The organism is Celeribacter litoreus (genome assembly GCF_020165855.1).
Classification (GTDB): Bacteria; Pseudomonadota; Alphaproteobacteria; order Rhodobacterales; family Rhodobacteraceae; genus Celeribacter; species Celeribacter litoreus.
The window spans coordinates 223,013-248,866 of record NZ_JAIUFY010000005.1; the positions used below are offsets into that span (position 1 = coordinate 223,013).

Annotated in this window: 22 protein-coding genes; 13 read left to right on the top strand and 9 right to left on the bottom strand. The window is 59.0% G+C overall.

Annotated features, from left to right (window positions below):
* The first annotated feature begins 50 nt into the window (after nucleotides 1-50).
* On the top strand, nucleotides 51-1,418 hold the full coding sequence (locus tag LA304_RS03115; protein WP_224501658.1) for a hypothetical protein: 1,368 nt from the start codon (nucleotides 51-53) through the stop codon (nucleotides 1,416-1,418).
* Between the two features lie 275 nt (nucleotides 1,419-1,693).
* On the opposite strand, the gene LA304_RS03120 is transcribed toward LA304_RS03115, so the two are convergent.
* From LA304_RS03120 to LA304_RS03135, 4 genes are all read right to left on the bottom strand, one after another.
* Nucleotides 1,694-2,626, bottom strand: coding sequence for a putative B6 ABC transporter permease subunit 1 (locus LA304_RS03120; protein WP_224501659.1), 933 nt, complete (start codon nucleotides 2,624-2,626; stop codon nucleotides 1,694-1,696).
* Between the two features lies 1 nt (nucleotide 2,627).
* Entirely contained in the window at nucleotides 2,628-3,710 is a 1,083-nt protein-coding gene (locus tag LA304_RS03125) for a putative B6 ABC transporter permease subunit 2 (RefSeq protein WP_224501660.1), read from the bottom strand.
* Nucleotides 3,707-5,290: a putative B6 ABC transporter ATP-binding protein gene (locus LA304_RS03130; protein ID WP_224501661.1), complete on the bottom strand. Its 1,584-nt coding sequence runs from the start codon at nucleotides 5,288-5,290 to the stop codon at nucleotides 3,707-3,709. Before LA304_RS03130 ends, LA304_RS03125 begins: the two co-directional genes overlap by 4 nt.
* Before the next feature lie 62 nt (nucleotides 5,291-5,352).
* Complete coding sequence (locus tag LA304_RS03135) at nucleotides 5,353-6,387, bottom strand: putative B6 ABC transporter substrate-binding protein (protein ID WP_224501662.1); 1,035 nt, start codon at nucleotides 6,385-6,387, stop codon at nucleotides 5,353-5,355.
* A 105-nt stretch (nucleotides 6,388-6,492) separates the two neighbouring features.
* Here LA304_RS03135 and LA304_RS03140 point away from each other — a divergent pair, with 105 nt between their 5' ends.
* From LA304_RS03140 to LA304_RS03180, 9 genes are all read left to right on the top strand, one after another.
* Complete coding sequence (locus LA304_RS03140) at nucleotides 6,493-6,960, top strand: hypothetical protein (RefSeq protein ID WP_224501663.1); 468 nt, start codon at nucleotides 6,493-6,495, stop codon at nucleotides 6,958-6,960.
* Between the two features lie 246 nt (nucleotides 6,961-7,206).
* Nucleotides 7,207-7,425, top strand: coding sequence for a hypothetical protein (locus tag LA304_RS03145; protein WP_224501664.1), 219 nt, complete (start codon nucleotides 7,207-7,209; stop codon nucleotides 7,423-7,425).
* A gap of 83 nt (nucleotides 7,426-7,508) precedes the next feature.
* Nucleotides 7,509-9,002, top strand: coding sequence for a 4-hydroxyphenylacetate 3-hydroxylase N-terminal domain-containing protein (locus LA304_RS03150; RefSeq protein WP_224501665.1), 1,494 nt, complete (start codon nucleotides 7,509-7,511; stop codon nucleotides 9,000-9,002).
* Between the two features lie 85 nt (nucleotides 9,003-9,087).
* Nucleotides 9,088-9,489, top strand: coding sequence for a nuclear transport factor 2 family protein (locus LA304_RS03155; protein ID WP_224501666.1), 402 nt, complete (start codon nucleotides 9,088-9,090; stop codon nucleotides 9,487-9,489).
* A gap of 2 nt (nucleotides 9,490-9,491) precedes the next feature.
* Nucleotides 9,492-10,931: an amidase gene (locus LA304_RS03160; protein ID WP_224501667.1), complete on the top strand. Its 1,440-nt coding sequence runs from the start codon at nucleotides 9,492-9,494 to the stop codon at nucleotides 10,929-10,931.
* Entirely contained in the window at nucleotides 10,928-12,220 is a 1,293-nt protein-coding gene (locus LA304_RS03165) for an amidase (RefSeq protein ID WP_224501668.1), read from the top strand. Before LA304_RS03160 ends, LA304_RS03165 begins: the two co-directional genes overlap by 4 nt.
* Complete coding sequence (locus tag LA304_RS03170; RefSeq protein WP_224501669.1) at nucleotides 12,217-13,317, top strand: AbrB family transcriptional regulator; 1,101 nt, start codon at nucleotides 12,217-12,219, stop codon at nucleotides 13,315-13,317. Before LA304_RS03165 ends, LA304_RS03170 begins: the two co-directional genes overlap by 4 nt.
* Nucleotides 13,314-13,832: a flavin reductase family protein gene (locus LA304_RS03175; RefSeq protein ID WP_224501670.1), complete on the top strand. Its 519-nt coding sequence runs from the start codon at nucleotides 13,314-13,316 to the stop codon at nucleotides 13,830-13,832. The genes LA304_RS03170 and LA304_RS03175 overlap by 4 nt, the downstream gene beginning before the upstream one ends.
* 18 nt (nucleotides 13,833-13,850) lie before the next feature.
* On the top strand, nucleotides 13,851-14,885 hold the full coding sequence (locus LA304_RS03180; RefSeq protein ID WP_224501671.1) for a M29 family metallopeptidase: 1,035 nt from the start codon (nucleotides 13,851-13,853) through the stop codon (nucleotides 14,883-14,885).
* A 62-nt stretch (nucleotides 14,886-14,947) separates the two neighbouring features.
* Here the strand turns inward: LA304_RS03180 and ppaT are convergent, their stop codons facing one another.
* Entirely contained in the window at nucleotides 14,948-16,132 is a 1,185-nt protein-coding gene (gene ppaT / locus LA304_RS03185) for a pyridoxamine--pyruvate transaminase (protein ID WP_224501672.1), read from the bottom strand.
* 225 nt (nucleotides 16,133-16,357) lie between these two features.
* Here ppaT and LA304_RS03190 point away from each other — a divergent pair, with 225 nt between their 5' ends.
* Both LA304_RS03190 and LA304_RS03195 read left to right on the top strand, forming a co-directional pair.
* Nucleotides 16,358-17,044: a FadR/GntR family transcriptional regulator gene (locus tag LA304_RS03190; protein ID WP_224501673.1), complete on the top strand. Its 687-nt coding sequence runs from the start codon at nucleotides 16,358-16,360 to the stop codon at nucleotides 17,042-17,044.
* Nucleotides 17,034-18,569: a GMC family oxidoreductase gene (locus LA304_RS03195; RefSeq protein WP_224501674.1), complete on the top strand. Its 1,536-nt coding sequence runs from the start codon at nucleotides 17,034-17,036 to the stop codon at nucleotides 18,567-18,569. Before LA304_RS03190 ends, LA304_RS03195 begins: the two co-directional genes overlap by 11 nt.
* Nucleotides 18,570-18,626: 57 nt before the next feature.
* On the opposite strand, the gene LA304_RS03200 is transcribed toward LA304_RS03195, so the two are convergent.
* Entirely contained in the window at nucleotides 18,627-19,181 is a 555-nt protein-coding gene (locus tag LA304_RS03200) for a TetR/AcrR family transcriptional regulator (protein WP_224501675.1), read from the bottom strand.
* Between the two features lie 305 nt (nucleotides 19,182-19,486).
* Between LA304_RS03200 and LA304_RS03205 the strand changes: the two genes are divergently transcribed.
* Nucleotides 19,487-20,467: a TauD/TfdA family dioxygenase gene (locus tag LA304_RS03205; RefSeq protein ID WP_224501676.1), complete on the top strand. Its 981-nt coding sequence runs from the start codon at nucleotides 19,487-19,489 to the stop codon at nucleotides 20,465-20,467.
* A gap of 42 nt (nucleotides 20,468-20,509) precedes the next feature.
* Here LA304_RS03205 and LA304_RS03210 read toward each other — a convergent pair whose 3' ends face one another.
* The 3 genes from LA304_RS03210 to LA304_RS03220 are packed head-to-tail and all read right to left on the bottom strand — an operon-like array spanning nucleotide 20,510 to nucleotide 25,774.
* Nucleotides 20,510-23,818 carry an error-prone DNA polymerase gene (locus tag LA304_RS03210; protein WP_224501677.1) on the bottom strand — a complete coding sequence of 1,103 codons (3,309 nt, stop codon included), beginning with the start codon at nucleotides 23,816-23,818 and terminating at the stop codon, nucleotides 20,510-20,512.
* Nucleotides 23,815-25,269 carry a Y-family DNA polymerase gene (locus LA304_RS03215; RefSeq protein WP_224501678.1) on the bottom strand — a complete coding sequence of 485 codons (1,455 nt, stop codon included), beginning with the start codon at nucleotides 25,267-25,269 and terminating at the stop codon, nucleotides 23,815-23,817. Before LA304_RS03215 ends, LA304_RS03210 begins: the two co-directional genes overlap by 4 nt.
* Nucleotides 25,211-25,774 (bottom strand): ImuA family protein, encoded by a 564-nt coding sequence (locus LA304_RS03220; RefSeq protein ID WP_396022171.1) that lies wholly within the window; start codon nucleotides 25,772-25,774, stop codon nucleotides 25,211-25,213. Before LA304_RS03220 ends, LA304_RS03215 begins: the two co-directional genes overlap by 59 nt.
* Between the last annotated feature and the right edge of the window lie 80 nt (nucleotides 25,775-25,854).

Consider the following 25,854-nt stretch of genomic DNA (forward strand, 5'->3'; position numbering starts at 1 on the left):
ACGCCCCCTGAGGGAGGGGTATTTCTGCGCAAAGTGAGGAGAAATACACAGTGAGAAAACTACGCGTCGATGGGCAGGAAACGCCCTATTGGCCGGCGGGCCCGTTCAAGATCCGCCTGCCGTTCCTGCACTACCGATTTGAATGGCCGGACTATTTCCAGGGCCTTCTGATGTGTGCCGTGGACTTGGCCGCAATCCCGCTCATGGTTGAACTGTTAGGGATGCCCTTTGAGGTGGCTCTTGCTGTTGTCATGATGAACGGTGTTCTTTACCTGATGCACCACCTGCTCGGTGACCCGGTCGTTCCGGGTTGGATTACGCCGGCAATTCCGCTTTTGATGGCCTACTGTGCGGCTTTCCCGGAAGGGCCGGAACGTGTTCACGCGCTCATTGCCTTCCAGTTGATGCTCGGGCTGTTCTCGATCTTCATCGGGGTTTCGGGGCTCGCTCACCGTGTCGTTCAATTGATCCCGCAAGCGATCAAATCCGGCGTTATCATTGGCGCAGGTATCGCGGCTGTGATCTCCGTGTTTAAGGTTGGCGGTCGTTTCGACAGCTTCCCCTACACGATCTCTATCGCTGTCGGCATTGCGTTCTATGTGATCTTCTCCCGCCATTTCGCGAAACTGAAATCGACCAACAAGATCTTTGGCGCAGTTGGCAAGCTCGGCATTTTCCCGATCGTGGCTCTCGCTATTGTCGTGGCTCCGATCTTTGGCGAAGCTCCGTGGCCGACCATTGAGTGGGGCATTTCCAAGCCGGACTTCACAACGCTCTGGAAAGAATACACCGTGTTCGGTCTCGGCCTACCGCCGCTGAGCATGTTCATCTCGGCTGTGCCGACGGTTCTGGCTGCTTACATCGTTCTCTTCGGTGACGTTCTGCAGAGCAAGGCGATCCTCGAAGAAGCCGATCAAGAGCGTCCCGACGAGAAGATCGACTATAACCCTGACCGAGCGCACATGATCTTTGGTGCTCGTAATTCGGTGATGTCGATCATCGGTCCGGACGTCGCCATGTGTGGCCCGCTCTGGGCAGCCATGCACGTTGTGATCGTCGAGCGTTTCACTCAAGGCAAGAAGACCATGGACTCGATCTTTGGTGGTGCTGGCTCATTCCGCTGGGGCACAAACACCGGCCTCCTGCTGATGCCGATCGTGACGCTCGTTCAACCGATCCTCGGGATCGCTCTGGCGCTGACGCTGCTGATCCAAGGCTACGTGTCTGTCCGCATCGGTGTGATGGAAGCCCGCTCGCAACGCGACCTCGGTATCGCCGGTATCGTTGCGGCAGTTCTGGCGACCCGTGGTGCGGCTTGGGCCTTTGGTGTGGGCGTTGTGCTCTGTGCGCTGGTCTACGGCAAAGACTTCTTCCGCGGCGAGGTCGACAAGACCTTCGTGAAAGACCAAGACGCCTAAGCCGATTGGCAAATCGAATGAGAGACGGGGGCCTTCGGGTCCCCGTTTTTTGTTACTCGCATCGATATGGTGAGCGTCAGTAGCGTCTTTCCATCGTCGCCAGCGCAGGGATTACCTCAATTGAATGGTCAATGCTGCTAGGGAGGCGTCAGCAAGGAGGCGTCCACAAAGGTTTATGAAGTCGCGTGCGTCTGCTCCGGCATTCGAGGCAATCGAACAAAAAAGCCGCGCTGCTGCGCGGCTTTTGGCTTTGTTTCTATGTGGCTTGGCTTAGATCACCGCTCGCCCCGCACATATGCGGCGCCGAGCGCGGCGGGCAGCTTGGCATTCCGACCTGCCAGAAGCAGAACGATCATCACGGCGACAAAGGGGAGCATCTGCACGACGTCGGTCGGGATATCGACACCTGCGACTTGGAGCGCTGTTGCCGCAGAGAGGCAGGCACCGAAGAGGGCCGCTCCGAGCAAGACCCAAAGCGGACGGCCACGTGCGAGCATCGCAAGCACGATGCCAATGAAACCGTTGCCGTGGGTCATGAACGGCACGAAGACGCCTGCGCCGACAATGGACATGAATGCGCCGCCGAGGCCGACCAATGCGCCGCAGGACAGGACTGCAAATGTGCGGATGACGAGGACGTTTTGCCCCGCAGAGTCGAGAGCAGCGGGCTTGTCACCAGCGGCTTGCAGCGCAAGGCCGAGGTGCGTGCGGCGGTAGACGTAGACGAGGATCGGGACGAGCGCGATGGCGAGATAGACGACGGGTTCACGATCGAAGAGTGCAGGCCCGACAATCGGAATGTCCGCCAGAAACGGGATGCGCCACGTGCTCACATCCGGCAGGCGCGGGTAAAGGCGGCTGAATTGGACGTGGTGCAATAGCGCGGTGGCCCCTTCCGCGCCGAGGGTCAGCGCGATGCCGATAACAATCTGGTTGAGGCCCATGCGGACACAGAAGAGCGCCATCAGTGATGCCACCAGAATGCCGCCGCCAATGCCGCCTACAAAGCCGAGCGCAGTGCTCTCGGTTGCCCACGCGATATAGAACCCGAGATAGGCCCCGCCGAGCATCATGCCCTCGATCCCGACGTTCAGAACGCCAGCTTTCTCCGACAATTGTTCGCCGAGACCCGCCAATAGGAGTGGGACGCCGGAGGCAGCGATGCCTGCGATCAGAGCGATCAGGAATGTATCTGTGAAAAGGGTCATATCACGCCCCAGCTTTCTGACGCTTCGCGCCGTAGTATTCAGAGATTGCGAGCATTACGAGCAGGATGCCGATGGTCACGAGGGTGAAGTAGTTCGGGATGCCCGTGCGGCGCGCGGCGCTTTCTGCACCAATCGAGAGGATGGAGAACAGGGCGACAAAGCCGATGGCTGCGAAGCCGTTGAAGCGCGCGAGGAAGACGAGTGGAACAACGGCGAGCGAGTAACCCGGATTCCAATCGGCACGGACGTTGCCGTATTGGCCGAGGATCGCGACGCCGCCTGAAAGACCCGCAAGAGCGCCGGAGATGGCAAAGACAGCAACAGTCAGCAGCGGCACAGCTAAACCGGCATGAACCGCAGCACTTGCGTTGCCGCCAACGACCCGAAGACGCAAGCCAAAGGCTGTGCGCGTCATCATGAAGTGGACGCCCAGGATAGCGATTAGGCCAATGACCAAGCCACTCGAAATTGTTGTGCCGAAAAGAGTTGGCAGGCGGTCATCGACAGCGAGTGTTCGTGTTTGCGGAACGGTCGTAGTCGGATCAAGGAACACGAGCTTTACAAGTACCGATGCGAATGAGATTCCGAGGAAATTCATCATCAAAGTCGTGATGATTTCGTTCAGTCCCTGATACGCCCTCAGGAATGCCGGAACCAAAGCCCAAATCCCTCCGAAAACAGCAGAGATCGCAGCGCCCGCAAGCAGACCGAGCCAAACGGGAACATGAGGTGCCATCAGCGGGGTCCATGCGGCGCAGAACACAGCCCCGATCAGGAATTGTGCGTCTCCGCCGAGGTTCCAGATCCCCGCACGGAACGCCACGATGAGAGCGGCCGCAATCAAAAGGAGCGGCCCCATGCGGGTCAGCGTCGCCTGCACACCCGTCGGGGACAGGAGGCCGCGCCCGAAGACGTAGCCGTAATAGGAGAACGGGTTTACATCGAGAATGAGCAGGATAATCCCAGAGAGGATAAAGGCGGCGACCACAGGGCCGAGGCTCATCAGTAAGACGCCGGACATGGACTGCAACTTGGCGCGGAAACGATCAGTGCTACCGGTTTCGGTCATGGTTTGCGTGCTCATTTCTTTACTCCGCTCATCAGCTCGCCGATCTTGTGCCGCGCGCCATCTGTGTTCTCGACGATGCCTTTGATTTCGCCCTGATCCATCACGGCAATCCGGTGGCTCAGGGCGAGGATTTCGTCGAGTTCTGTGGAAATCAGGATGACAGCCGCGCCGCTTTGTGCGGTTTCGCGGATGCGTGTTTGTGTTGCCGCGATATTTGCGAGGTCAAGACCGTAGGTCGGCTTCTCAAAAATCACGACGCGGGCGCTGCCCGACAATTCGCGGGCGAGCAAGACTTTCTGGATGTTGCCGCCGGACAATTTGCCAATCGGTGTTTCAATCGACGGGGTGCGGATGTCGTAGTCGCGAACCTGTCGGCGTGCGTTTTCGCGGATCGCTTCGGGTTGTTCCAATCCACTGCGCCAGAACGGCGCTTCGCCGATTTCTTTGAGCAAGAGGTTGATCGACATTGGAAATGTCCCGACGGTGCCTTCGCCGAGCCGGTCATCCGTGACGTATCTCATGCCTTTCGCACGGCGCTGTCCGATGGACATCCGGTCGATGTAATCGCCGTCCAGAACGACACGCCCGTCCGAAATGGGGGCCTGTCCTGCGAGGGCCGCGGCCAGTTGTTTCTGACCGTTGCCGTCGATCCCGGCGATGCCGAGGATCTCTCCTGGCCAGACTTTGAATTCGATGTTCGACAGAGGAACGCGCCCGCTGTCGGCATAGAGGGCGAGCAATTCGAGCGTCGGTTTCGCGTCGCGGTCAACGGTCGACATGTCGGGGCGTTCCGCATCACCGGACTGAGCGCCCTGGGTGCCGAACATAAGGCGGACAACTTGATTGGTGGCCTCCTGTGCATCGAGGCTCTTCAACTCTTCGGGCGTGAGGCCGCCAACCTTTTTGCCGAGGCGCAGCACTGAAATCCGGTCGCCATATGCGACCGCTTCGTTAAGCTTATGGGTGATGAACACGACGGCCATACCTTCGGCGGCAAGGCGTTGCATCAGCTCGCCCAGACGCGCGGCGTCGTTGGGGGTGAGCATTGCGGTCGCTTCATCGAGAATGAGGAACCGTGCACCGCGCATGAGGGCGCGTGTGATCTCTGCCTGCTGACGTTCGCCGAGAGACAGATCGCCGGTGAGCGCCATGGGATCAAGTGTGACACCGATCCGTTCAGCAGCTGTTTTCATCGCACCAGCGGTGCCCGCGCGGTCCGGCGCCTGCCACCATTTGCGACCAAGGGTCGCGTTTTCCACAAGCGTCAGGCTCGGCACAAGCATCGAATGCTGAAAGACCGTGCTGATCCCTATGTCGAGCGCGTCTGCGGGGGAGGAAATCGGTTTCTCAACGCCGTCGATCAGGATGCGGCCATCGTCGGGCTGCTGCAGCCCCGAAAGCATAGAGACGAGCGTGGATTTGCCCGCGCCGTTTTCACCGAGAAGGACATGAACTTCGCCCGCACGAAATTCCATGTCGATGCTGTCATTGGCGATGATGCCCGGATAGCGTTTGGTAACGCCTTCAAATGTGACAATCGGGGGCGCTTCCGTGCTCGGTTGGGCCGAGTGTTCTGGGGTGGATGCATCTAACATGGTCGTCTCCGGAAAATAGGCAGAACGGGCCGTTGGGCCCGTCCGGTTCGTATGGGGTACGATTACTCGCCTGTAACGAGGGCGTGCACGGAGTCGGCGTCGAACTTCGGTTCGATGACGAGAGAGCCTGCGATGATCTCGTCCTGCACTTCCATCACTTCAGCCCAGACATCGTCCGGGATCTGCGGGCTTTTCAGGAGCGCAACAGAACCGTCTGCGAGGTTGATGTCGTAGTTCCGGGTGCCGAATTTGTCGGCGCGGATGTCTTCGATCATCGCCTCGTAAACCGGCGTCAGGTTCCAGAGCACGGAGGACAGGAGGTAGCCTTTGTCGATCGGGGTCTTGTCGCCGATCACGTCGATGAACATGACCTTGCCACCGTCGGCAGCCGGCGTGGTTTCCACAGCTTGCAGCATGCCGAAGGAAGAGCCGTTGCCCTGACCGAAGATGATGTCAGCGCCCGCAGCGATGAGGGATTCGGTTACGCGTTTGCCGCCTGCTGCGTCAGAGTAAGCAGCCGGTCCAATCACCGCATAGCGGATCACGAGATCGGGGTTCGCGGCTTTGACGCCTTCTGCAAATGCAGCGGATTGGGAGTTCCATGACGGCGGCTCACCGGAGGTGACGATACCAACAGTGCCGGAGCGGGTCATTTTCGCAGCAAGAACGCCTGCGAGATATGCGCCTTCGTGTCCGGAAGCGGTGTAGTCGACAACTGCGCCTTCGGTCAGTGCGCTCGGGCTGTCCACGATTGCGACTTTTACGCCGGCTTCAGTGCCGATTTCAGGGGCGGCGGTGTTGTAGCCACTGGCGTGTGCGATGATGAGGCCCGGCTCTTCTTCAGACAGTTCGCGCAGGGTCGGACGGACGTCGCCGTAGCCGAGGTTTTCCGCGACGATGACCTCGACGCCGAGTGCGTCGCCCGCAGCTTTCGCGCCGTCGATACCCTGCTGGTTCCAGCCGAAGTCGGTCCCGGTTTCAGGCGTCAGGATCGCGATGCTGGTGATCTCTTCTGCCATGGCGGACGTTCCCAGCCCGGCAGCAAGCGCGAGGGCCGAGATCAGCCGAACCGCACCTTTGGTGGTCTTGTTTGTCATGATTCACTCCATCTGTTGACAAATCTTTTTTTTAGTTTTCCGTTTCCGGTTCTATCGTTGCGCAGCCGCGCATCGAATTTCGTTCCCCCAAAAGAGGCTCCTCCCGTGACCAACTTCATCCGCATTTTCTCCTCCGTCGCCTTCTTCGCTGCCGGCACTTTCTCGGCCGTTGCGCAGGGGCACGGCCCGACGCCGGAGCGTGGGACGGATGGCTTGTCGCCAGTTGCGTTTGAAATTGAAAACACTGGGGAATTGCCGCTCAGCTGCACAGTGAAGCTGGCGCATTGGTATTCGCTTGAACTCGGGCTGGCGGCACATGGTGTCACCTTGTCTGCAACGCTGTGGTCCAACGCTGAGACGGGGGAAGTTTTCTTCCTCAATCCCATCGGGGACCAGATGCCGGTCGAGCGTCTATGGTGCGGTCTCGCCGGACGCAGCTGGGACACACGATTCGAGATGCCGCTCATCCGCCGTGCCGGAATTGCCGAGGAAGACCTGATTTTTTCTTGCGCAACATCGCCGGAGAATGCGGTCTCGGAGGAAATCGTAGAGACAGTCTGCGTTGCACCGTAAAGGGCTCGCAGAAGAGAGACGGAACGCGGCCCGGAGATTTGGCGGGTCGTGTTCGAAATCGATTTTGAGGTCGGAGCGTAAGTGCTCACCATGTCCCTGTGACTTTCCCTGTCCATGACAGCTGAGAGAAGTGTTGTGCGTTCGTAAGGGTGTGTGCGGACCATCTTTTGCGGACTCGCTCAGTCAACCAATTTAAGTGAACCATATCGACGCGCTTTTGGTCGTCAATAAGTCTCAACCGTTTTAATGGTTGAAATTGTTCAGTTTGGAAATGGTTGCGCTGAAGTGCGTAAATTTCCGCCAAACGCCACCATTTTCTCAGATAAACGCTTTATAATTGAGCAATTTTTGAAAATTTGGCTTTCCTGTGCGATTGTAATTTTGGCGTGGTTGCGAAAATTTTTCAGTTTTTTGCCTCAACCATTATTTTTTGGTTGCACTTTTTGGGTTGGCGTCTCACGTTGAGATCATCGCAGGCACAGACTTGCAATCGGCGAACCGAAATTCGGTAGAGCCGCCCTCACCAACAGGGACGTTCAGGAGACGTTATGACAGTTCAACAAACCTCTACAGACGCGGCCAAGCCCGCGCATCGCCTCAAGACGGGGGCAGAATTCAAGGCATCTCTCGATGATGGCCGCCAGATCTGGATCGGTGGAAAGAAGCTCGACAAAGTAACTGATGAGCCTGCGCTCTCTAATGGTGTCGATCTGATTGCAGAGATGTTCGACGATCAGTTCAAGCCGGAATTCGAAGACGCGACAACCTATGTTGATCCGAAGTCTGGCGAAGTCGTCAGCCGCGCATGGCAGCTTCCGACCACGGTTGAGGAGCTGGCTGACCGCCGCAAGATGATCGAATACACCAGCCTCAAGACCGCTGGCACCTTCGGTCGTCCGCCGGATCTTTCGCCTGCCATCGTTGCGGGTCTCATGGCCTATCAGGATGTTTTCAAAGAGAAAAAATCCATGATCGACGGCTGTAATCCGGATTTCGCGGAAAACATCGAAGCTTACATGGACTTCGGTCGGAACAACAACCTCACTGCTTCCGAGAGCTTGGCTGGTCCGCAAACCGACCGCTCGAACCCGAAAGCGGCAGAGATGGCGTTCCTTCGCGTGAAGAAGGCCACCGAAGACGGGATCTATGTCTCCGGCGCGAAAACCGTTGGTTCCATCGCCGCTCAGGCAAACGACATCTTCTTCACCAACCTTGGCGGTCTGACGACCACTCCCCCTGAGGCCTGTGTTTGGGGCGCTGTGCCGATCAACACGGACGGCATTCGCATGATCTCCCGCGAGATGGTGTCGCAGCCGAACGCAGACAAGTTCGATCACCCGGTTTCCTCCATGGGTGAAGAAGCCGACCAATTCATCGTGTTCGACAACGTCTTCGTTCCCAAAGAGCGCATTTTCAACCTCGGTGATCCGGACGGGATGTCGTGGTATGGTCGCGCAACCGTTTTCGCGCACTGGCACGTTCTGACCCGCATGGCTGTGAAGGCCGAGCTGTTCGTTGGTGCTGGTCAACTCGTCCTCGATGTGCTTGGCACGGGCAAAATCCCTGCGGTTCAGCAGATGCTCGGTGAACTCATCCAGTACGCACAAACGCTTCGTGCATTTGTCGTTGCCGCAGAAGCCACTCCGCAGCAGCTGACCTCTGGTGTTGTAACTCCTGACGTATCGATGCTGACCGCTGGTCGTCTCTATTCCATCGAGCATTACCCGCGCATCATTCACACGCTGCAGGAAATGTGTGGTCAGGGCCTCGTCATGCGCTTCGGTAAATCCGCGTTCGAGAACCCCGATATCGGCCACTACCTGCACGATCTGCTCCCGGGTCACGGTGTCAGCGCAATGCAGAAAGAGCTCCTGATGAACTTCATCTGGGACATGACGAGCGGCTCTCTTGCTGGTCGTGTGGCTCTCTTCGAGAACGTGAACTCCTCGCCGGCTCCGCGCCTGCGTGCACGTCTCTTCGACGAAGTGAAACGCGAAGCATTCGTTGATCAGGTGAAAACCATCTCCGGCATGGATTGGTAACCCCTGACCATCCATGACCCTCGGGCGCGCCTTCCCTGAACTAGGGCGCGCCCTTTGAGACTACTCCCTCCTTTCGAGCGAACTTATGACTGACCAAGATGTGCTGACGGCATTTTATGCCGCCTATAATTCTCATGACGCGCAGGCTGCGACAGACCTCTACGTCGAGGACGGGCGCCATGACGAGATCGCGATGGGTAAATCGCGCACCGGGCACGCCGCTCTCAGGGAAGGACTGGAAGGATTTTTCGGCATGTTGCCGGACGTTGAGTGGACCTCGAAAGAGGTGATCCGTTCCGCCGATTGGTTGGCTGTCAGCTACCGCATGACCGGAACCTTTACCCCTCGGGCGAAAGAGGGCGCTCCGTCGCCGTCACCAAAGTCGGTCGCTCTGGACGGATTGCATCTGCTGAAAGTGGTCGGCGGCAGGATCGAAATCACACAAGATTATTGGAGCAAGGATGCCTTCCTTGCCCAGATCGGATAAAGATGATCACTGAATACGACAGTCTCGACGCGACCGAGGTTGCTGCGCTCGTCGCGAGCAAGGAAGTCTCCGCAAAAGAAGTTTTCGAGACCGCGCTTGCCCGCATTGAAAAGCTTGAGCCGCATCTCAATGCGATCGTTCATCCGCACTACGATCTGGCCGAACAGGACATTGATGCCGGTCTTCCGGACGGCCCCTTTAAAGGCGTGCCGTTTCTGGTCAAAAACACGGGCATCGCGGTGCGCGGCATGGAGATGTCGACGGGCTGCCGTTTGTTCAAAGGACACGTTGATCAGTCCGACTGCACCCTCGTGGCGCGCTATCGTGCCGCTGGTGTCGTGCTCATGGGTAAATCCAATACCCCTGAATTCGCCCTGAGTTTTGCGACGGAACCGCGTGAGTTTGAAAAGACCCGCAATCCGTGGAATCTAGAATATGGGCCTGGTGGGTCGTCGGGTGGCTCCGCCGCTGCCGTCGCCGCAGGTCTCGTTCCGTTTGCGAACAGTTCCGACGGGGCAGGGTCCACGCGTCTTCCCGCTGCGCACACCGGTCTCTTTGGGTTTAAGCCGAGCCGTATGCGCAACCCCATCGGCCCAGTCATGGTCGAGGGCATCGCGGGCATGTCGACGCCGCACGCGCTGACAAAGTCTGTGCGTGATAGTGCCGCTTTGCTCGATATTTCCGGCGGCGCGGACATTGGTGATCCCTACGCGCAGCCTGTAAAAACAGAGAGCTATGCCGCGTCGGTCAATCGCGATCCGAAGGCGCTCCGTATCGGTCTCACACTCAATTCCCCGCTCGGAACTCCTGTCGATCCGCAAATCCGTGCCCGTTGTGAAGAGGCCGCGAAGCTGATGGAGAGCCTCGGGCACTCCGTCGAGATAGTTGAGGATGCGGGATATGATGCTCACGCCCTCAAAACGGCTTGGCAGGTTATTCCGGGTGTGAATGTTGCAAGCGCCGTGCTGGCCCGTGGACGCGCACTCGGGATCGACGATCCGATTGCAGAATTGGAACCCGTCAATGAGGAATGGATCCGCAAGGCGCTTACGTTGACGGGCATGGATTATCTCGCCTCGGTGAACCAGCTGCACGCAACGGCGCGCGGCCTCGGTCGTTTCTTCGAGCGTTTCGATATTCTGATGTCTCCGGCAAGCGCTGAGCTCCCGCCGAAAATCGGTGAGCTGTCGAGTGAGAAGGGAACGCTCGACGCGTTCTATGATCGCTTCTGGTCGCACAGCCCATTCACTTGCGCTTTCAATGCCTCTGGTTTCCCCGCCATGAGTGTGCCGTTTGGTTTGTCAGAGGAAGGCCTTCCAATCGGCGTTCAATTTGGAGCTGCTCTTGGCGGTGAAAACCTCCTGTTTTCCCTCGCAGGTCAGTTCGAGCGCGCGGCCCCATGGCGAGATATGCGCCCTGATCTTTCGGAGTTTCTTGCATGAACGATCTTCTGAAACTCGACGCGACCGACCTCATCGCAAAGGTCAGTTCCGGTGCGATCCGTCATCGCGATGTGGCAGAAGCTTACATTGAGCGGATCGCCGAAAAGGACTCTGACGTCGAGGCCTATATCTACCATGATCCGGAGCAGGTGCGCGCTGCTGCCGATGCTCTTGATGCAGCGGGTGCGGGGCCTCTGGCGGGGCTTCCGACAGGCGTCAAAGATGTGATCGATACGGCCGATATGCCAACGGGCTATGGCTCTGAGGCCTATGCCGGAAAGCAACCGTATTGGGATGCGCCCTGCGTGGTTCAGACCAAAGCGGCGGGTGGTCTGATCCTCGGGAAAACGGTCTCGACGGAATTCGCGATGGCGAGTTCGGGCAAGACACGAAACCCATGGAACTTTGGACATACGCCGGGAGGGTCGTCGTCGGGGTCCTGTGCGGCTGTCGCCGCAGGAATGGCGCTCATGGCTTTCGGGACGCAGACAGCCGGTTCCATCATTCGCCCGTCGTCTTACTGTGGTGTGGTGGGCTATAAACCCTCTTTCGGTCTGCTTGAGCCAGCGGAAGTGAAAGTTCTCGCGCACTCACTCGATACGCTCGGTGTCGTGACGCGAACCGTGTGTGACGCGGCTCTCGTGGCTTCTGTCCTCGCCGGTCGCCCAAGTCTCTCACTCAGGGATGCGCTTCCAGCCGCCCCCCGCGTTGGCCTCTTCAAGACACCGCCTTTCGATCTGGCCGAAGATGGCACAACGGAAGCATTGGACTACGCGATCAAGCGCATTGAGGCCGCTGGCGGAACGGTGGTCGAGATTGATGTGCCTGAGAACTTCGTGACGACGCATGACCTTCATGCCGCTGTGATGGGGTGGGAAGTGACACGCGCTCTGTCTTACGAACGTACGGTCCTCTGGGATCAACTGACGCAGACAACGCGCGATTTTCTGACTGAGAAGGCGCTGGTCGATGCGCCCGCTTACGATGCTGCCTTGGCTGCACTTCCGAAGGTTCGGGCAGCCTTGGCTGAGGCGATGGCTGATGTGGATGTCTTGCTCGCGCCATCCGCTCCGGGTGTCGCGCCGGAAGGGTTTGCGTCAACCGGCGCCCCTGCGTTTAACACGCCCTGGACTCTTTTGCACATGCCCGCGCTTAATGTGCCTGCGATTTTCAAAGATGGTTTGCCCGTTGGAGTGCAAGTGATCGGACGCGTTGGCGAGGATGCGCGCACGCTTCAGGCTGCGCGGTTCGTCGAGGCCGCGCTCGATGGTGCGAAAGTCGCGGTATGACGGAAATGAATCCTCTTGAGAACATAGGCTCGTCCGATCTGCGCAAAGGTGTGCAGTGGATCGGTTTGATTGCCTTTGCGATCTTTCTCGCGTCCATACTCGGTCTGATCCATTTTCCGGCAGCTCCGCTTCTCGGTGCAATGATCGCCGGAATTGCCTTCGGCGCGAGTGGGAGCCCCATTCGCGTTCCACGTCCTGCCTATCTGCTGGCGCAGGGGGCCGCAGGTGTCTTCATCGCAACCTCCATGTCGCCTGCGATTTTTGTCGATGCGGTTCAGGAGTGGCCTTTGCTCGTGGCGCTGACCATCGCCACGCTGACGGTCGCCTTCTCTATCGGCTGGATCATGAACCGGACGACAGGCATCTCTGAGGATGTTGCGGTTTATGGCAGCCTTCCGGGTATGTCGGGCGCGATGGTGATCATTGCAAACGAACGTGGTGCGGACGCGCGGATCGTCGCGCTGATGCAGTATGTTCGACTTGCCGCGGTAATTGTGTCTGTTGCTCTCTTCGCGTCGTTCTTGCCTGACAGCCAGATTGCGCAAATGCCGGATCGGGAAATCTCTCCTCTCTCTCCGATCGTCACACCTGCGCTTGCCGCATTGGCACTCGTTGCGGTGAGAATTAAGGTGCTTCCCGCTGCGGGGATGCTCATTCCGATGATCATCGGCGCCACGATTGAGGCAACGGGTTGGATGCACCTGCAAATGCCGCATCTCATGATCCTCGCGACGTTCGGAATTATCGGCCTCGAGGTCGGTTTGAAATTCACCCGTGATGTCCTCGGCCATGTCCTTCGCCTCGTGCCCGCTGTTCTGCTCTCGTCTCTGGCGCTCATCGTGTTGAGTGCGGGTCTGGGTCTGGTGCTCATGGCCGTGACCGATCTTGATATGAAGACCGCACTTCTTGCAGCCGCGCCCGGGAGCATCGAAACTGTCGCGCTCGTGGCGATTGCGACCAAGGCAAATGTTGCCGCCGTTCTGGCATTTCAAACCGTGCGAATGTTCACTGTTGTGCTTCTCGGGCCCTTCATTGTGGACCAACTCATGCGTCTTCCGATCTGGAATAAATGCGCACCTTCAAGGAGTGAGACATGATCATGTCGACGATCTTTCCCGAAGCAGATATAACCGAAGGCCTGAAATCCGCGATGCGCCTCTGTGCGGCGGGGGTCACAGTGATCACCGCTGGAAAGGGGGACGAGCGACGCGGCCTGACCGCCACGGCGTTCACGTCGGTGACGATGGACCCGCCCACTGTGCTGGTCTGTGTAAACCGCAATGGACAGGCGCATGATGCGATTGTCGAGAATGGGCATTTCTGTGTGAATATCCTTTGCGAGGCATCCCGCGATGTTGCTGAGAGTTTCGCCGGGATGACCGGAAAGGAAGGCGCTGATCAGTTCGAAGGTTTCGAATGGATCGAGACCTCCGTTGGCGCCCCCGCCTATGCGTTCGCTCAGGCGGCTGTGGCCTGCACCCTGACGCAGGCGATGGAGGCCGGAAGCCACAGCATCTTTATCGGTGAAGTTCAGGAAGCCGCGACCAATCCGGATCGCAGCCCGCTTTTGTATTTCAACCGCGGCTTTCATGCCGTTGGTGCCCTCAAATAACGTCCTAGGAGACCTCCCATGTCGATTAGCAACGCAGACTTTGTCATTGCTTGGAAAAACGTCCTTGAACAATGCCAGCTCAAGCCGGGGGAGCAAGTTGCCATCCTGACCTCTGACGATAGCAACATGCAGATCGTCGAGTGCGCCCGTATCGCAACCGGTTTGCTCGGCGGTGTTCTGACGATGATCAACCTGCCCGCAATTAACGGTGACAAGGCACTGTCGCGCGATAAATCCGGCTATGTCGGAAAGACACCGCTTGCCTTCAATACGGCGGCGCTTGCGGGGCTAAAGGCGGCAGATCTCGTGATTGACACGATGCAGCTACTGTTCTCTCACGAGCAGGAAGAAATCCTGAAAACCGGCACGCGGATGCTCTTGGCCGTCGAGCCGCCGGAAACCATGCTGCGCATGATCCCGTCGCCGGAAGCGAAGAACAAGGTGATCGCCGCGAACAAGTATATGGAGCCGGCGAAGGAGATGACTGTGACGTCCAAGGCGGGCACGGATTTCCGCTGCAGCCTCGGTCAATATCCTGTCCTGCTGCAATACGGTCTTGCTGACGAGCCGGGGCGCTGGGACCACTGGCCGAGCTGTATGATTGCGCGTTGGCCCGATGAAGGCAGCGCCGAGGGTGTGATCGTCATTGATGAGGGCGACATCCTCCTTCCGTTCAAGCGCTACGCCGCAGATAAAGTCATCCTGACCATTGAGAAGGGCTTTGTGACCAAGATCGAAGGCGGTTGGACCGCCGAATATATGAAGTCGTTCATGGACAGCTTTAACGATCCTGACGCCTATGCGATGGCCCACGTCGGCTGGGGTCTGGAGAGCCGTGCGAGCTGGACGACGCTTGGACTTTATGACCGTGAGGCTGCGCTCTCGATGGATGCGCGGTGTTTTGAAGGGAACTTCCTGTTCTCGACCGGTCCGAACACCGAGGCGGGCGGAAGCCGCGATACGCCATGCCATATGGATATCCCGCTACGCGGTTGTTCCTTGTCGCTTGACGGCGTGCCGATGACCAAAGACGGTGTCGTCGTTCACGACTGATCTTGGACCTTTCGAGAATACCGAAAAAAAAGGCGGCCGTTTGGGCCGCCTTTCTTGTTTCGTCAGGCGGCGATAACGGCATTCGCCGCAACAATTGCGCCGCCGAGGTCAAAATCTTTTCCTGTAATTTCGGACAGGGCACCGGCCAGCGCCGTCAGGGTGAGAACGGTATAGATCGGGTGCGCAGTCGGTCCCATATGTCCGACGCGAACAAGCTTGTTAAACGTTTCCGCCCGGCCCGACGAAATCATCACGCCGTATTTCTCTTTCATCGTGTTGCGGAGCACTGTTTCGTCGACGCCTTCCGGCAGTTTGATCGTCGTGCAGGTGGGCGAGGCGATTTCTTCGCGCGCGGCCCACAATTCAAGCCCAAGGGCTTTTACGCCCGCCCGCATGGCCGCCGCTGTTTTCGCATGACGCGCCCAGACATTTTGCGGCCCTTCCTTGAGATAGAGGTCGATCCCAGCCTCAAGTCCGTAAATCTCGGAGACGGATGGGGTAAAGGGGAATCCTTCGGTCGCTTTCCAAGCGTCTTTCCAGTCGAGGATAGACAGGATCGATGCGCGCGGTGCGGCGGGGTTTGCCTCCATCTTCGCCCAAGCACGCTCCGACACTGTGAGGATGGAGAGGGCCGGCGGGCATCCGAGGCATTTGTTCGGCCCCGTCACGAGCACGTCGATGCAACAGGCCTCGACATCGACTTCGACACCGGCCCATGCCGACACGGAATCGACGACGTAGAGCGCGCCGTGTTTGCGCACGATCTGGCCGATTTCCTTGATCGGGTTGATCGTTCCCGAGGGGGTGTCGTGGTGGCACACCGCAACGAGGGCAGTTTCCGGATGTGCGGTCAGAAAGGCATCAACGTCGGCCGGATCAATCGCGTCATTATAGACGGTGCGGATTTCGTGAAAGCTGCCCGCCCGCGGCTTCAACCATTCCCCGTAACCAGCGCCGTAAACGCCGGACGCGAGGTTTAGAACCGTGTCGTCCGGTGCCACGAGAGAATGCGCCGCGGCTTCGAGACCCAATACCGGCTCGCCCTGCAAAATGATTGGAGTGTCTTTGACGCCGAGGGCGCTTCCGACCTTTCTCATCACTTTTTCATAGAAAGCCATAAAGGTTGGATCGTAGTCGTAAAGAACAGGTTTCCCCAATGCGGAGAGCACTTCAGGGTAGCAATTGACCGGACCGGTGGTCAGGGTGAACAGGGCGGGCGCCTCTGCTGCAGTGTTCGTGGGTGTCATGGATATCTTCCTATTTTTCTCGAGGCTTATGGGCGCGAAACGGCGCTCGCCGTCCTCTCTGCAGCCAGTGAGACACGAGCCCTCAACCAGACTCAACCATAATTTGACCATTTTATTTTTTTTGGTTGCGGTGCGCTGAAAATTCACTCAGTATTGTCGAAACCGGTGGGCTCTGTGTCATTCCGGATGCGAGTATTAATTGGTCTCTTGGGGGGAGTGAGTGCCATGAGCGGACAGGAAGTTGAAAAGCGTATGGAAAAGGTTTCAGACCCGATCGAACATCTTCGCGAGATGCTCAAAGAAGCAAATGAATTGCCTCCGGAGCGGGTGCTTGCAGAACAGCTTGGCGTCTCCCGTCACAGCCTCCGGAAATCGCTGAAAACGCTGCGGGACAATGGGGAACTCACGCCTGCCAAAAGCGGTCGCCGTGCCAGCTCGGAGACGCGTTCGGCGAGTGCAAAGCTGGTCCAGTCGACGAACCCGCTCGAAGTAATGGAAATGCGCCTCATGATCGAGCCAGCGCTTGCTCGACTCGCGGCGATGCGCGCGTCACCGGACGAGATCGCACGAATTCTGCAAACTGCGCATTCGCCAAAAGAAATGAGCCCTGCCCAGGCTGACCAAGATTTTCACCGCGCGGTTGCCGCGGGCTCCAGAAACAGTTTGGCATCTGAACTGCACATCCTGTTGCACCGAGTTCAAAACGACGCACGGCTGCGTTTCACCGATAGCGATGCGGATGAACGCACCACCGATGAGCGTGTGAAAGCGCGCGACGCAGAACACCAACAGATCGCGGAAGCCATTGCTGCACGCGATGCAATTGAGGCTGAAAAGGCGATGTATGAACACCTCGAAAGAACACAACGCAAATTGATGGGCCTCGGCCTGAGGTCCGGCGATGCCGCGTGAGACCGATGTTCTGATTTTGGGTGGCGGCTCGGCCGGATGTATTCTCGCTGCTCGTCTGAGTGAAGATCCGTCCCGAAACGTGACGTTGATCGAAGCAGGGTCTGAGGCAACCGATCCTGATATTGCGAAGCCCGACATGTGGCCGTTCATTCAAGGCCGTGAGTTCGATTGGGATTTCGAGACGACCCCACAACCGGGCACGGCGGGGCGCAGCCATCGCTGGGCGCGTGGCAAGGTTCTCGGCGGGTCGAGTAACCTGCACGCTATGTTCCACGTACGCGGACACAAAGAAGATTTTGCACGCTGGGCAGAACTGACCGGCGATGACCGCTGGAGCTTTGACGGGCTTCTTCCCCATTTTAAGGCGACAGAAAGCTGGAGCAGTGGTGAAGATGAACTTCATGGTGGCAGCGGCCCGATGCCGATCATGCTGCCGACCGACCAAACGCACCCGCTTGTGAGCGCCTATATCAAAGGGTGGGAAGAGCTGGGGATGCCACGTCTCCATGACCATTGTGGTGAGGAACTCATCGGCACGGCGCCGAACGCCCTCATGATCCGTGATGGAAAACGGGTGAGTGTTGCGGATGCTTGGCTCACGGAAGACGTTTTGGCGCGTCCGAACCTGACGATTGTGAAAAATGGCCTCGTGCATCGCTTGGTCCTCGATGGATCGCGTGTTGCGGCGGCCGAAGTTGAGCGCAGCGGTGAAATCGAACGCTACTCCGGCGATCATGTCGTTCTGTCTCTTGGCGCGATCGGGAGCCCCCTGACCCTCATGCGGTCGGGCATTGGTGATCCGGAAATTCTGAAGGCGGCGGGCGTCGAGTGTGTGCTCGAACGTCGTGAGATCGGTAAGAACCTGCATGACCACTTGCTCGGTGCGGGCAATATCTATCGTGCGAAGCAACACGTCGGTCCGTCGAAACTCCAGATTTCCGAGTCTTTGAGTTATCAGGCTGAAGACCCGGCGCAGACGACCGGACGCCCCGACATCGTTGTCGGCTGTGTTTGTGCGCCGAGTGCGTCGGAGATGCTGACGGCGCCCGAGCTTGGCGAAGGGTTTACCCTCTTGTTCGGTGTGACCAACCCGACGAGCCGAGGTGAACTGTATATCACGGGTCCGAACGTGTCCGACCCGCCGGTGATCAATCCGAATTACCTTGAGACCGAACGGGACCGTGATCTGTTCCGCGTCGCAGTGAAGCGCGCGCGCATGGTTGGACAATCTGAGGCTATGTCGGAGTGGGTCGCAGAAGAGGTTCAGCCGACGCCAGCGGATTTAGAGAGTGACGCCGCACTCGATGCATTCGTCGCAAATGCCGTCATCACGCACCACCATCCCGTTGCGACCTGCCGGATGGGCGCAGATGCCGAGGCTATTGTAGATGCCAATCTGTCGATGCGAGGTCTCGACAACTTGTCGATCGTGGATTCTTCCGTCATTCCGGAGATCACGGCTGGCCCGATCCATGCGGTCGTGATGGCCATCGCAGAAAGCTATGCCGCGTCCTACGAGGCGTAAAGTTTGAGATCTGAATTGGCGCGCGTGCTGTTAGACCAGCCGCGCGTCATTTGATGTTCAGCGCATTTCGAGCAGCATATCTAGGCTGGTTTGCAGTCGTGCCTCTAGTGCCGCTTTGGTTTCGTTGGTTTGCATGTAGTCGCTACTAAGCGTCAGTGCATAAATCGCGATGGCGCGTAGGTGGGCGGTCTCTGTGTCGAACCCTGATGCTTCGAACTGTCGCGTGAAGAAGGCGATCCGCTCGGCGTCCACTTTCTCCAAGCTTGCACTCACGTTTTCGTCTGACTGCCCCCATTGCCGCATCGCGAGTTCGGTGGCCGAATCGTAGTCACCGAGAGTGACAAGTTCAACAACGTGCCAGATGCGATCACGCGGTTCCGAGTAGGCGTTCTCGACAAAGACGATGAGCGCGGTCGTTTCTCGTTTGCGCCAGAATTCGAATAGAGAAATCAGAAAGTCCTGACGATCTTTGAAGTGCCAGTAGAAGCTGCCTTTGCTGACTTTCATCGCGTTGCAAACGGTGGCGATCCGCAGCCCCCCTGGGCCGGATTGGCCGAAGATCTTGAGGCCCGTCTCAAGCCAGTCCTCTTTTGAGAGGCGATCTTCTTTCATGCGCCCGGATGAAACCTGGGTGCGTGGTTCTTGGCCTGCTTGCCGCATCGTGCCTGCAATCCTTTCGGGCGTCTTTGGCGTTCAATATCGGGGCTACATTTGCCCAAATGCTAGTGCGTCGCAATGACCTGTCCATAAATCGGCGTTCGTTAGCGCAATCGCCAAGAATTTTCATTGACGGGTGTCAGACATATCTATCAAGTCCATACCATATGGTATGGAGATTCGGATTGGCCCGTGATGGCCCCGTTCGCTTCCTGCCTACGCACGCAAAGATGAAATCTGAATGATGGAAGGACGAAGACATGAGCATCATCTTGACCGACAAAATTACGAACCCGGCTGCATGGGTCGCGGCGGATTTCGAGGCTGATCAGAGCTGGATCCATCCGCTGACCGAAGAAAATATCGCGGCGATTGATGCGGCCCTTGTGGGCCTTGAGGCGAGCGGGAAAAGCTTTCCCAAATTCACGCGGGAGGATTTCCCGCTTGGCAAGTTAGAGGAGGAACTGGCGCTCTGTGCCGACGAACTGGAGAGTGGGCGCGGCTTTTGCGTCCTGCGCGGATTGCCGGTTGAGAAGTATACTGATGAGCAAATCGACACGATCTACTATGCAATCGGCCTCCACCTCGGGCAGCCCGTGGGGCAAAACCCGCGCGGCGATCTGATCGGGAAGGTGATGAACGTCGGGGACGTGACAAAGAAAGAGACGCGCGTTTACGAGACCAATCTCTATCTGCCTTACCACTCCGATCCGTCGGATGTTGTGGGCCTTCTGTCGGTGCGCAAGGCGCGGCAGGGTGGGCTGAGTAGCTTGATCAGCGTCGCGTCGATCTACAACGAGGTTCTGGAAAACCACCGTGAGTTTCTCGGACTCTTCTATCGCCCATGGTATTTCTCGCATCTCTGCGAAGACACGCCGAGCTTGTCGCCGATCTTTAGCGTGAACGAGGGTAAACTGAGCTGCCGTTATCTGCGCCAGTATATCGAACTCGGGCATGAGGTGATGGAACAGCCGCTCTCCAAGGTTGAAGTCGAGGCGCTTGATCTCTTCGACAGCATCATCGGCAAAGAAGAACTGCGCCTCGACATGATGCTTGAACCCGGCGATCTGCAGTTTGCCAACAACTACGCGGTGCTGCATTCGCGCAATGCGTTCGAGGATCATGAAGAGCCGGAGAAGCGGCGCAAATTGCTCCGTCTGTGGCTGAAGATGCCGAATGCGCGGGTGCTTGCGCCGGAGTTCCCGGGGCGCAATGGCTTTCCGCTGCCGGACGTGGCCTGATTGATCTGAGGGCGGGGAGGGAAGTCTTTCCCCGCCTTTTGCTCAGTGAAAATCTCGACTTGGGAAGAGCCGTTTTGCTTGCTCACGCGGATGGCGCGCGCGGGCGGGATAGCGTGGGGCACGGGGGGCGTCGTCGGCTTGGGGCTGGGTGACGCCAATCACGTCATCGAGCGGGTGGCCGAGTTCGGCGAGCTTGTGCGACAGGTCCTCAATGTGGTCGGCAATGAGATGCACGACGATCCCCTCGCGCTCCAACCGACCCGTGACACGTAGGAGACGCCCGCCCATGACGGTGCGCCGGAACCGTTCGTAAACCTTTGGCCAGACCACCACATTCGACACGCCGGTTTCATCCTCCAAGGTTAGAAAGATCACTCCCGACGCGGTGCCGGGTCTTTGGCGCGTGATGACGAGACCGCAGACGGAGGTGCGTTTCAGAGGGGCTTCGATGAGGCGGTCGTGGGGCGTCAGGCCGGAGATGGTCGGACGCAGCAGTTCCATAGGATGTGCCCTCAACGTCAGGCGCAGGGCGACGTAATCCTCCACCACCTCTTCGCCCAAATGCATGTTCGGCAGGATCACCTCCGGCTCCCGAATGCCTTCGCCATCGAGCGGGTCCGAGAACAGCGGTAGAGGCTTCGGCGCGCGGATCGCACGCACTTGCCATAAGGCATCGCGGCGAGTCAGTCCCATGCCGATGAACGCATCCGCTTCCGCGAGACGTTCGAGCACCGAGGGCGACACGCCCGCGCGGAGCCAGACGCTTTCGGGGTCCTGATAGCCATTGCCCCGCGCCGCGACGATCCAGCCCGCATCCTCTTCGCGAAAGCCTTTGATCTGCCGAAACCCGAGCCGGAGGGCCAAGGCCCCGTCGGCGCGGCGTTCGAGCACATTGTCCCATTCGGAATGGTTCACGCAGACTGGGCGCACCTCGACACCATGCTCACGTACATCCCGCACGATCTGCGCGGGGGCATAAAATCCCATGGGCTGTGAATTCAGGAGAGCACATGCGAAGATCGCCGGATGGTGGCATTTGAGCCATGAGGAGACATAGGTCAGCATGGCAAAGGCGGCCGCGTGGCTCTCCGGGAAACCATAATCGGCAAAGCCCTCAATCTGGCCGAAACAGGCGAGGGCGACCTCTTCGGAATAGCCGTTGTCCATCATGCCACGCACGAAGCGGTCGCGGTGTTCCCCAATGGTGCCCATACGCCGGAATGAGGCGAGCGAGCGCCTGAGTTTATCGGCTTCCTCCGCCGTGTATCCCGCGCCGACGACGGCAATCTGCATGGCCTGTTCCTGAAATAGCGGCACGCCCAGTGTTTTGCGCGTGACCTCTGCGAGGGCGGGGCCGAAAGGCTCCGGCGCTTCCAATCCCTGCCGCCGCCGGATGTAGGGTTTGACCATGCCACCCTGAATGGGGCCGGGCCGCACGATGGCGACCTCGATCACCAGATCGTAGAAGGTCGCGGGCTTCATGCGGGGCAGGAAATTCATCTGCGCGCGGCTTTCGACCTGAAATACACCAACGGCATCGGCGCGTTGCAGCATCTCGTAGGTGTCCGTGTCCTCCTGTGGGACGGTGTCGAGGGTGAGTTCTGTTTTCTCATGCTGCTCCAAGAGGGCGAAACTCTTGCGCAGGCAGGTCAGCATCCCGAGGCTCAGGATGTCCACCTTGAGAATGCCGAGCGCGTCGATGTCGTCCTTGTCCCACTCGATCACCGTTCGGTTTTCCATCGCGGCGTTCTCGATCGGACAGAGTTCATCGAGCCGCCCGCGCGTGATGATGAACCCACCGACATGCTGGCTCAGGTGGCGGGGAAAGCCGATGATCTCACCAATCAACTGGATGGTTTGCGCGAGCCGCCGGTCCTGTGGGTTGAGGCCAAGCTCCTTGGCCCGCTCCATATCCGCCCCGGAATTGGTCAGCCCCCAAATGTCACCCGACAGACGCGCGGTCAGATCTTGGGATAGGCCCATGACTTTGCCAACCTCGCGGATCGCGGCGCGGGTGCGGAAATGGATCACCGTGGCGCAAAGGCCCGCGCGGTGGCGACCGTATTTCTCATAGATCCACTGAATGACTTCCTCACGGCGCTCGTGTTCGAAATCCACGTCGATGTCGGGCGGTTCTCCTCGGTGTCGGGAGATGAAGCGCTCGAACACCATGCCGATCATGTCGGGCGACACGTCGGTGATGCCCAAGAGATAACAGAGGATGGAATTCGCCGCCGATCCGCGCCCCTGACAGAGAATGCCACGGGATCGCGCCTCCTGCACAATGTCATGCACGGTGAGGAAATAGGGGGCGTAGTTGAGTTCTCTGACGAGGCTCAACTCCTTTTCCATAAGATCATGCACCCGTTGCGAGGCGCCGTGGGGATAGCGTGCTTTGATCCCGTCGCGGGCCAATCGGTCCAGGCGTTCGTGAGGCGTTTCCCCTTTCGACATCTCGTCGGGATATTCGTAGCTCAGTTCCGAGAGGTCGAATCCGCAGCGCGCCGCGATCTCCAGCGTGCGTTTCAGGGCGGCAGGGTGCCGATGGTAGAGCCGCGCCATATCCGCCGCGCCCTTGAGACGACGTTCGGCATTGGGGAGCGCCTTGGTCCCGATCCGGTCGATGGTGATCCCCTCGCGCAAGCAGGTGAGCACATCGGCGAGCTTGCGGCGTTTGGCGTGATGCATGAGCACATCCCCGACCGCCACCATCGGGGTCGAACACCGGAGCGCCATAGCAGAGCACGCATCGAACCACGCCTGATCCGAGCCGTCATAAAGGGGTGGGGCCCCGAGAAAGACATGGGCGGGGTAACGACGTTGGAGTCGCTGAATTGGCGGATAGGCGCGACGCAGGTCTCGTGGCGGAAGCGCGATCAGGATCATGCCGTCGCAGCCCTGTTCCAGATCACGCAGTTCCAAATGACACTCCGCCTTCTCCGCTCGCCGTTTGCCAAGGGTCAGAAGACGGGCAAGCCTGTGATAGGCCGCGCGATCCGTCGGGAGAGCGAGCCATTCGACGGGGCTATCCATGAGCACGAGGCGGGTGCCGACAATGAGTTTGGGAAACTTCGGTACGGCAGGGCGGGGCAGGTCGATCGGCGAACCGACCTCTTGGCGCGAACACGGGTCCACCTGATGCGAGGAGCGGATGCGGAGCTTTTCGGCGGCGTCCTCGCGCAGAGTCTTGAGCGCGGAATAAGCGCGCACCACACCGGCGAGGCTATTGCGGTCCGTGATCGCAATGGCGTCGAGGCCGAGGTCCACCGCCCGCAGCATCAGCTCCTCGGGGTGCGAGGCGCCGGTGAGGAACGTGAAATTCGTGGTGACGCAAAGCTCGGCATAGGTCATGCGAATTCCCCCTGCACGAACCAGCCGGGATTTTGCGGCGTGTGAAAGAGCCAAAGCCGCCGCCCCTCCCGCGTCTCGACCCGCCAGTAATCGCGCACGCCGGACCGCCATCCGTCGTCCGCCATCCACCACTCTGGTGCGATGCGTTCGGGGCCGATGATCCGCCCTGACGTGAGGGTCATGCGCCGCCATCGAAAGCGTGTCGGGGGCTGTGATCCTGTGGTGGCAATCGGTTCCGGCGGGAACAGGCGCAGAGGGCGCGGGCGTAGGGTGGACCATCCGCTGTCCGGCTGGCTGAAGGCCGCTGGCGCGATAGTGAAGGCATGGTCGGGGATGTGGCTGTCCGCAGGGAGAAACCGCTGAATGTTCTCCAGCCCGATCCGCGTGCCGATGCGCGTGATCAGGTCGTTCAACTGATCCGGAGAGCTTTGCCGCGATCCGATCTGTTGGACTGGGAGAGGTTCGACCTGTGTTGCCTCTAGACGGAGTTGGTCGATCCCGAACCCTGCGTCGACCTCCCCCACACCGCGTTCGAACAGCGGCAAAATCCGGTGCGGATCGCGCATCGGTGCGGCCAGACGCAATTCGACCTGCTGCTCGCCCTGATCGACGCGCCGCAGGGTGAGGCAGAGCCGCCGTGCGCCGGCCTCTTGGGCTTTGAGCTTGTCACACAGGGGGGCGAGGAGCCGCATGGTGATCCCCATCACATCTTCGGTGAGGCCGATGGGTTCGGGAAGGCTCATGCGCGTGGCGTAATGCGGTGGATCACTTTCGGGCGTGACGGGTTCGGGGATCGCCCCCACGGCCTGATCAAGTCGGATCATCAACTCGGGTCCGAACCGTCGGGCCAGAGGGGCGCGGGCAGCGGCGTTTAAGTCGCCAATGGTGCGCAGGCCCAGCCGTTGAAGTGAGGTGATCGTTTGGTCGTCAAGGCGTAGCGCCGCGACGGGGAGGTCATCCAAGCGGGTTTGCCCGTTCCCGAAATGCGCAAAGGCCCATGCCGCGCCGCGCGTCTCGGCGCATCCGAGGTGGAGGGCGACACCTGCACGGGCGGCGCGGTCACGCATATCCGCGAGCATATCGACCTCTCCGCCCCAAAGATGGGTGGAGCCGGTGACGTCCAGCACGAGACCATCCTCGCCCTCATAGCCAACCCACGGACAATAGCGTGTCGCCCACCGGCGCAGGGTGGCGAGGAACCGCGCGTCGAGGTCTGGTCGCGCTGGGCGGCTGACGAGGTCGGGACAAAAGGCGCGGGCATCGGCAAAGCTCATCCCGCGCGAGAGACCGAGGCGCTCTGCCGCCTCGTTGAGGCAGTAGACCCGCTCTGTGTTGTTGGTTTTCAGCGTGAGCGCGAAGGGTCCATCAATGGGATGCGCGCGGAGAACCCGGTCACTCGACAGCCGGGGGAACCACATGCACACGACGCGTTTTCTGATTCCATCGAACATTCCAGACACCTAATGTTCCTGATTTGTTCTTTTTAATTTCCCACCGCATCAGAGTCGAGTCTTCCTGCAAAGGATCGGGGGTTTGGTTGAACATCGGAGCGGCGAGCCAACGTGTTTCGGCCGCGTTCGATCCCATGCCTTCGGGGATGATGCAGAGTCCTGTGGTGCCGCCCGCCTTGGCCGCCAATTGCAGCCTACGTCCCTCGCGGAGGTTCAGAGGTCGTGTTATTTCAATGACAACAAATGGCAATGCACCGTCTTTGAGAGCCTCTTCGGCAACGGCGAGACTGTCGATCTGTTCCTTCGGGCGCGCCAAGAGGAGGCGGCTCGGATCACAGAAGGGCAACAGGCCCTGCGGTGTCATTGTGTCAGACAGCCAGCTTTCCCGAATCCAGAGCAGATCTCCCTGTGCCGCCATTGCGGCAAAGGTCATCGCGCTCGGGCCAAAGACCTCATGGACCCGGGACCGGCGCAGGGGAAAGCAGCTATGGAAATCGACTCGCATAAAAAGAACATAAAGTGAACATTAACCATTTCCAATGGGCCTGCGGGTGGCTCGTGCGGAGAGAGGTGTTCAACTCGGTG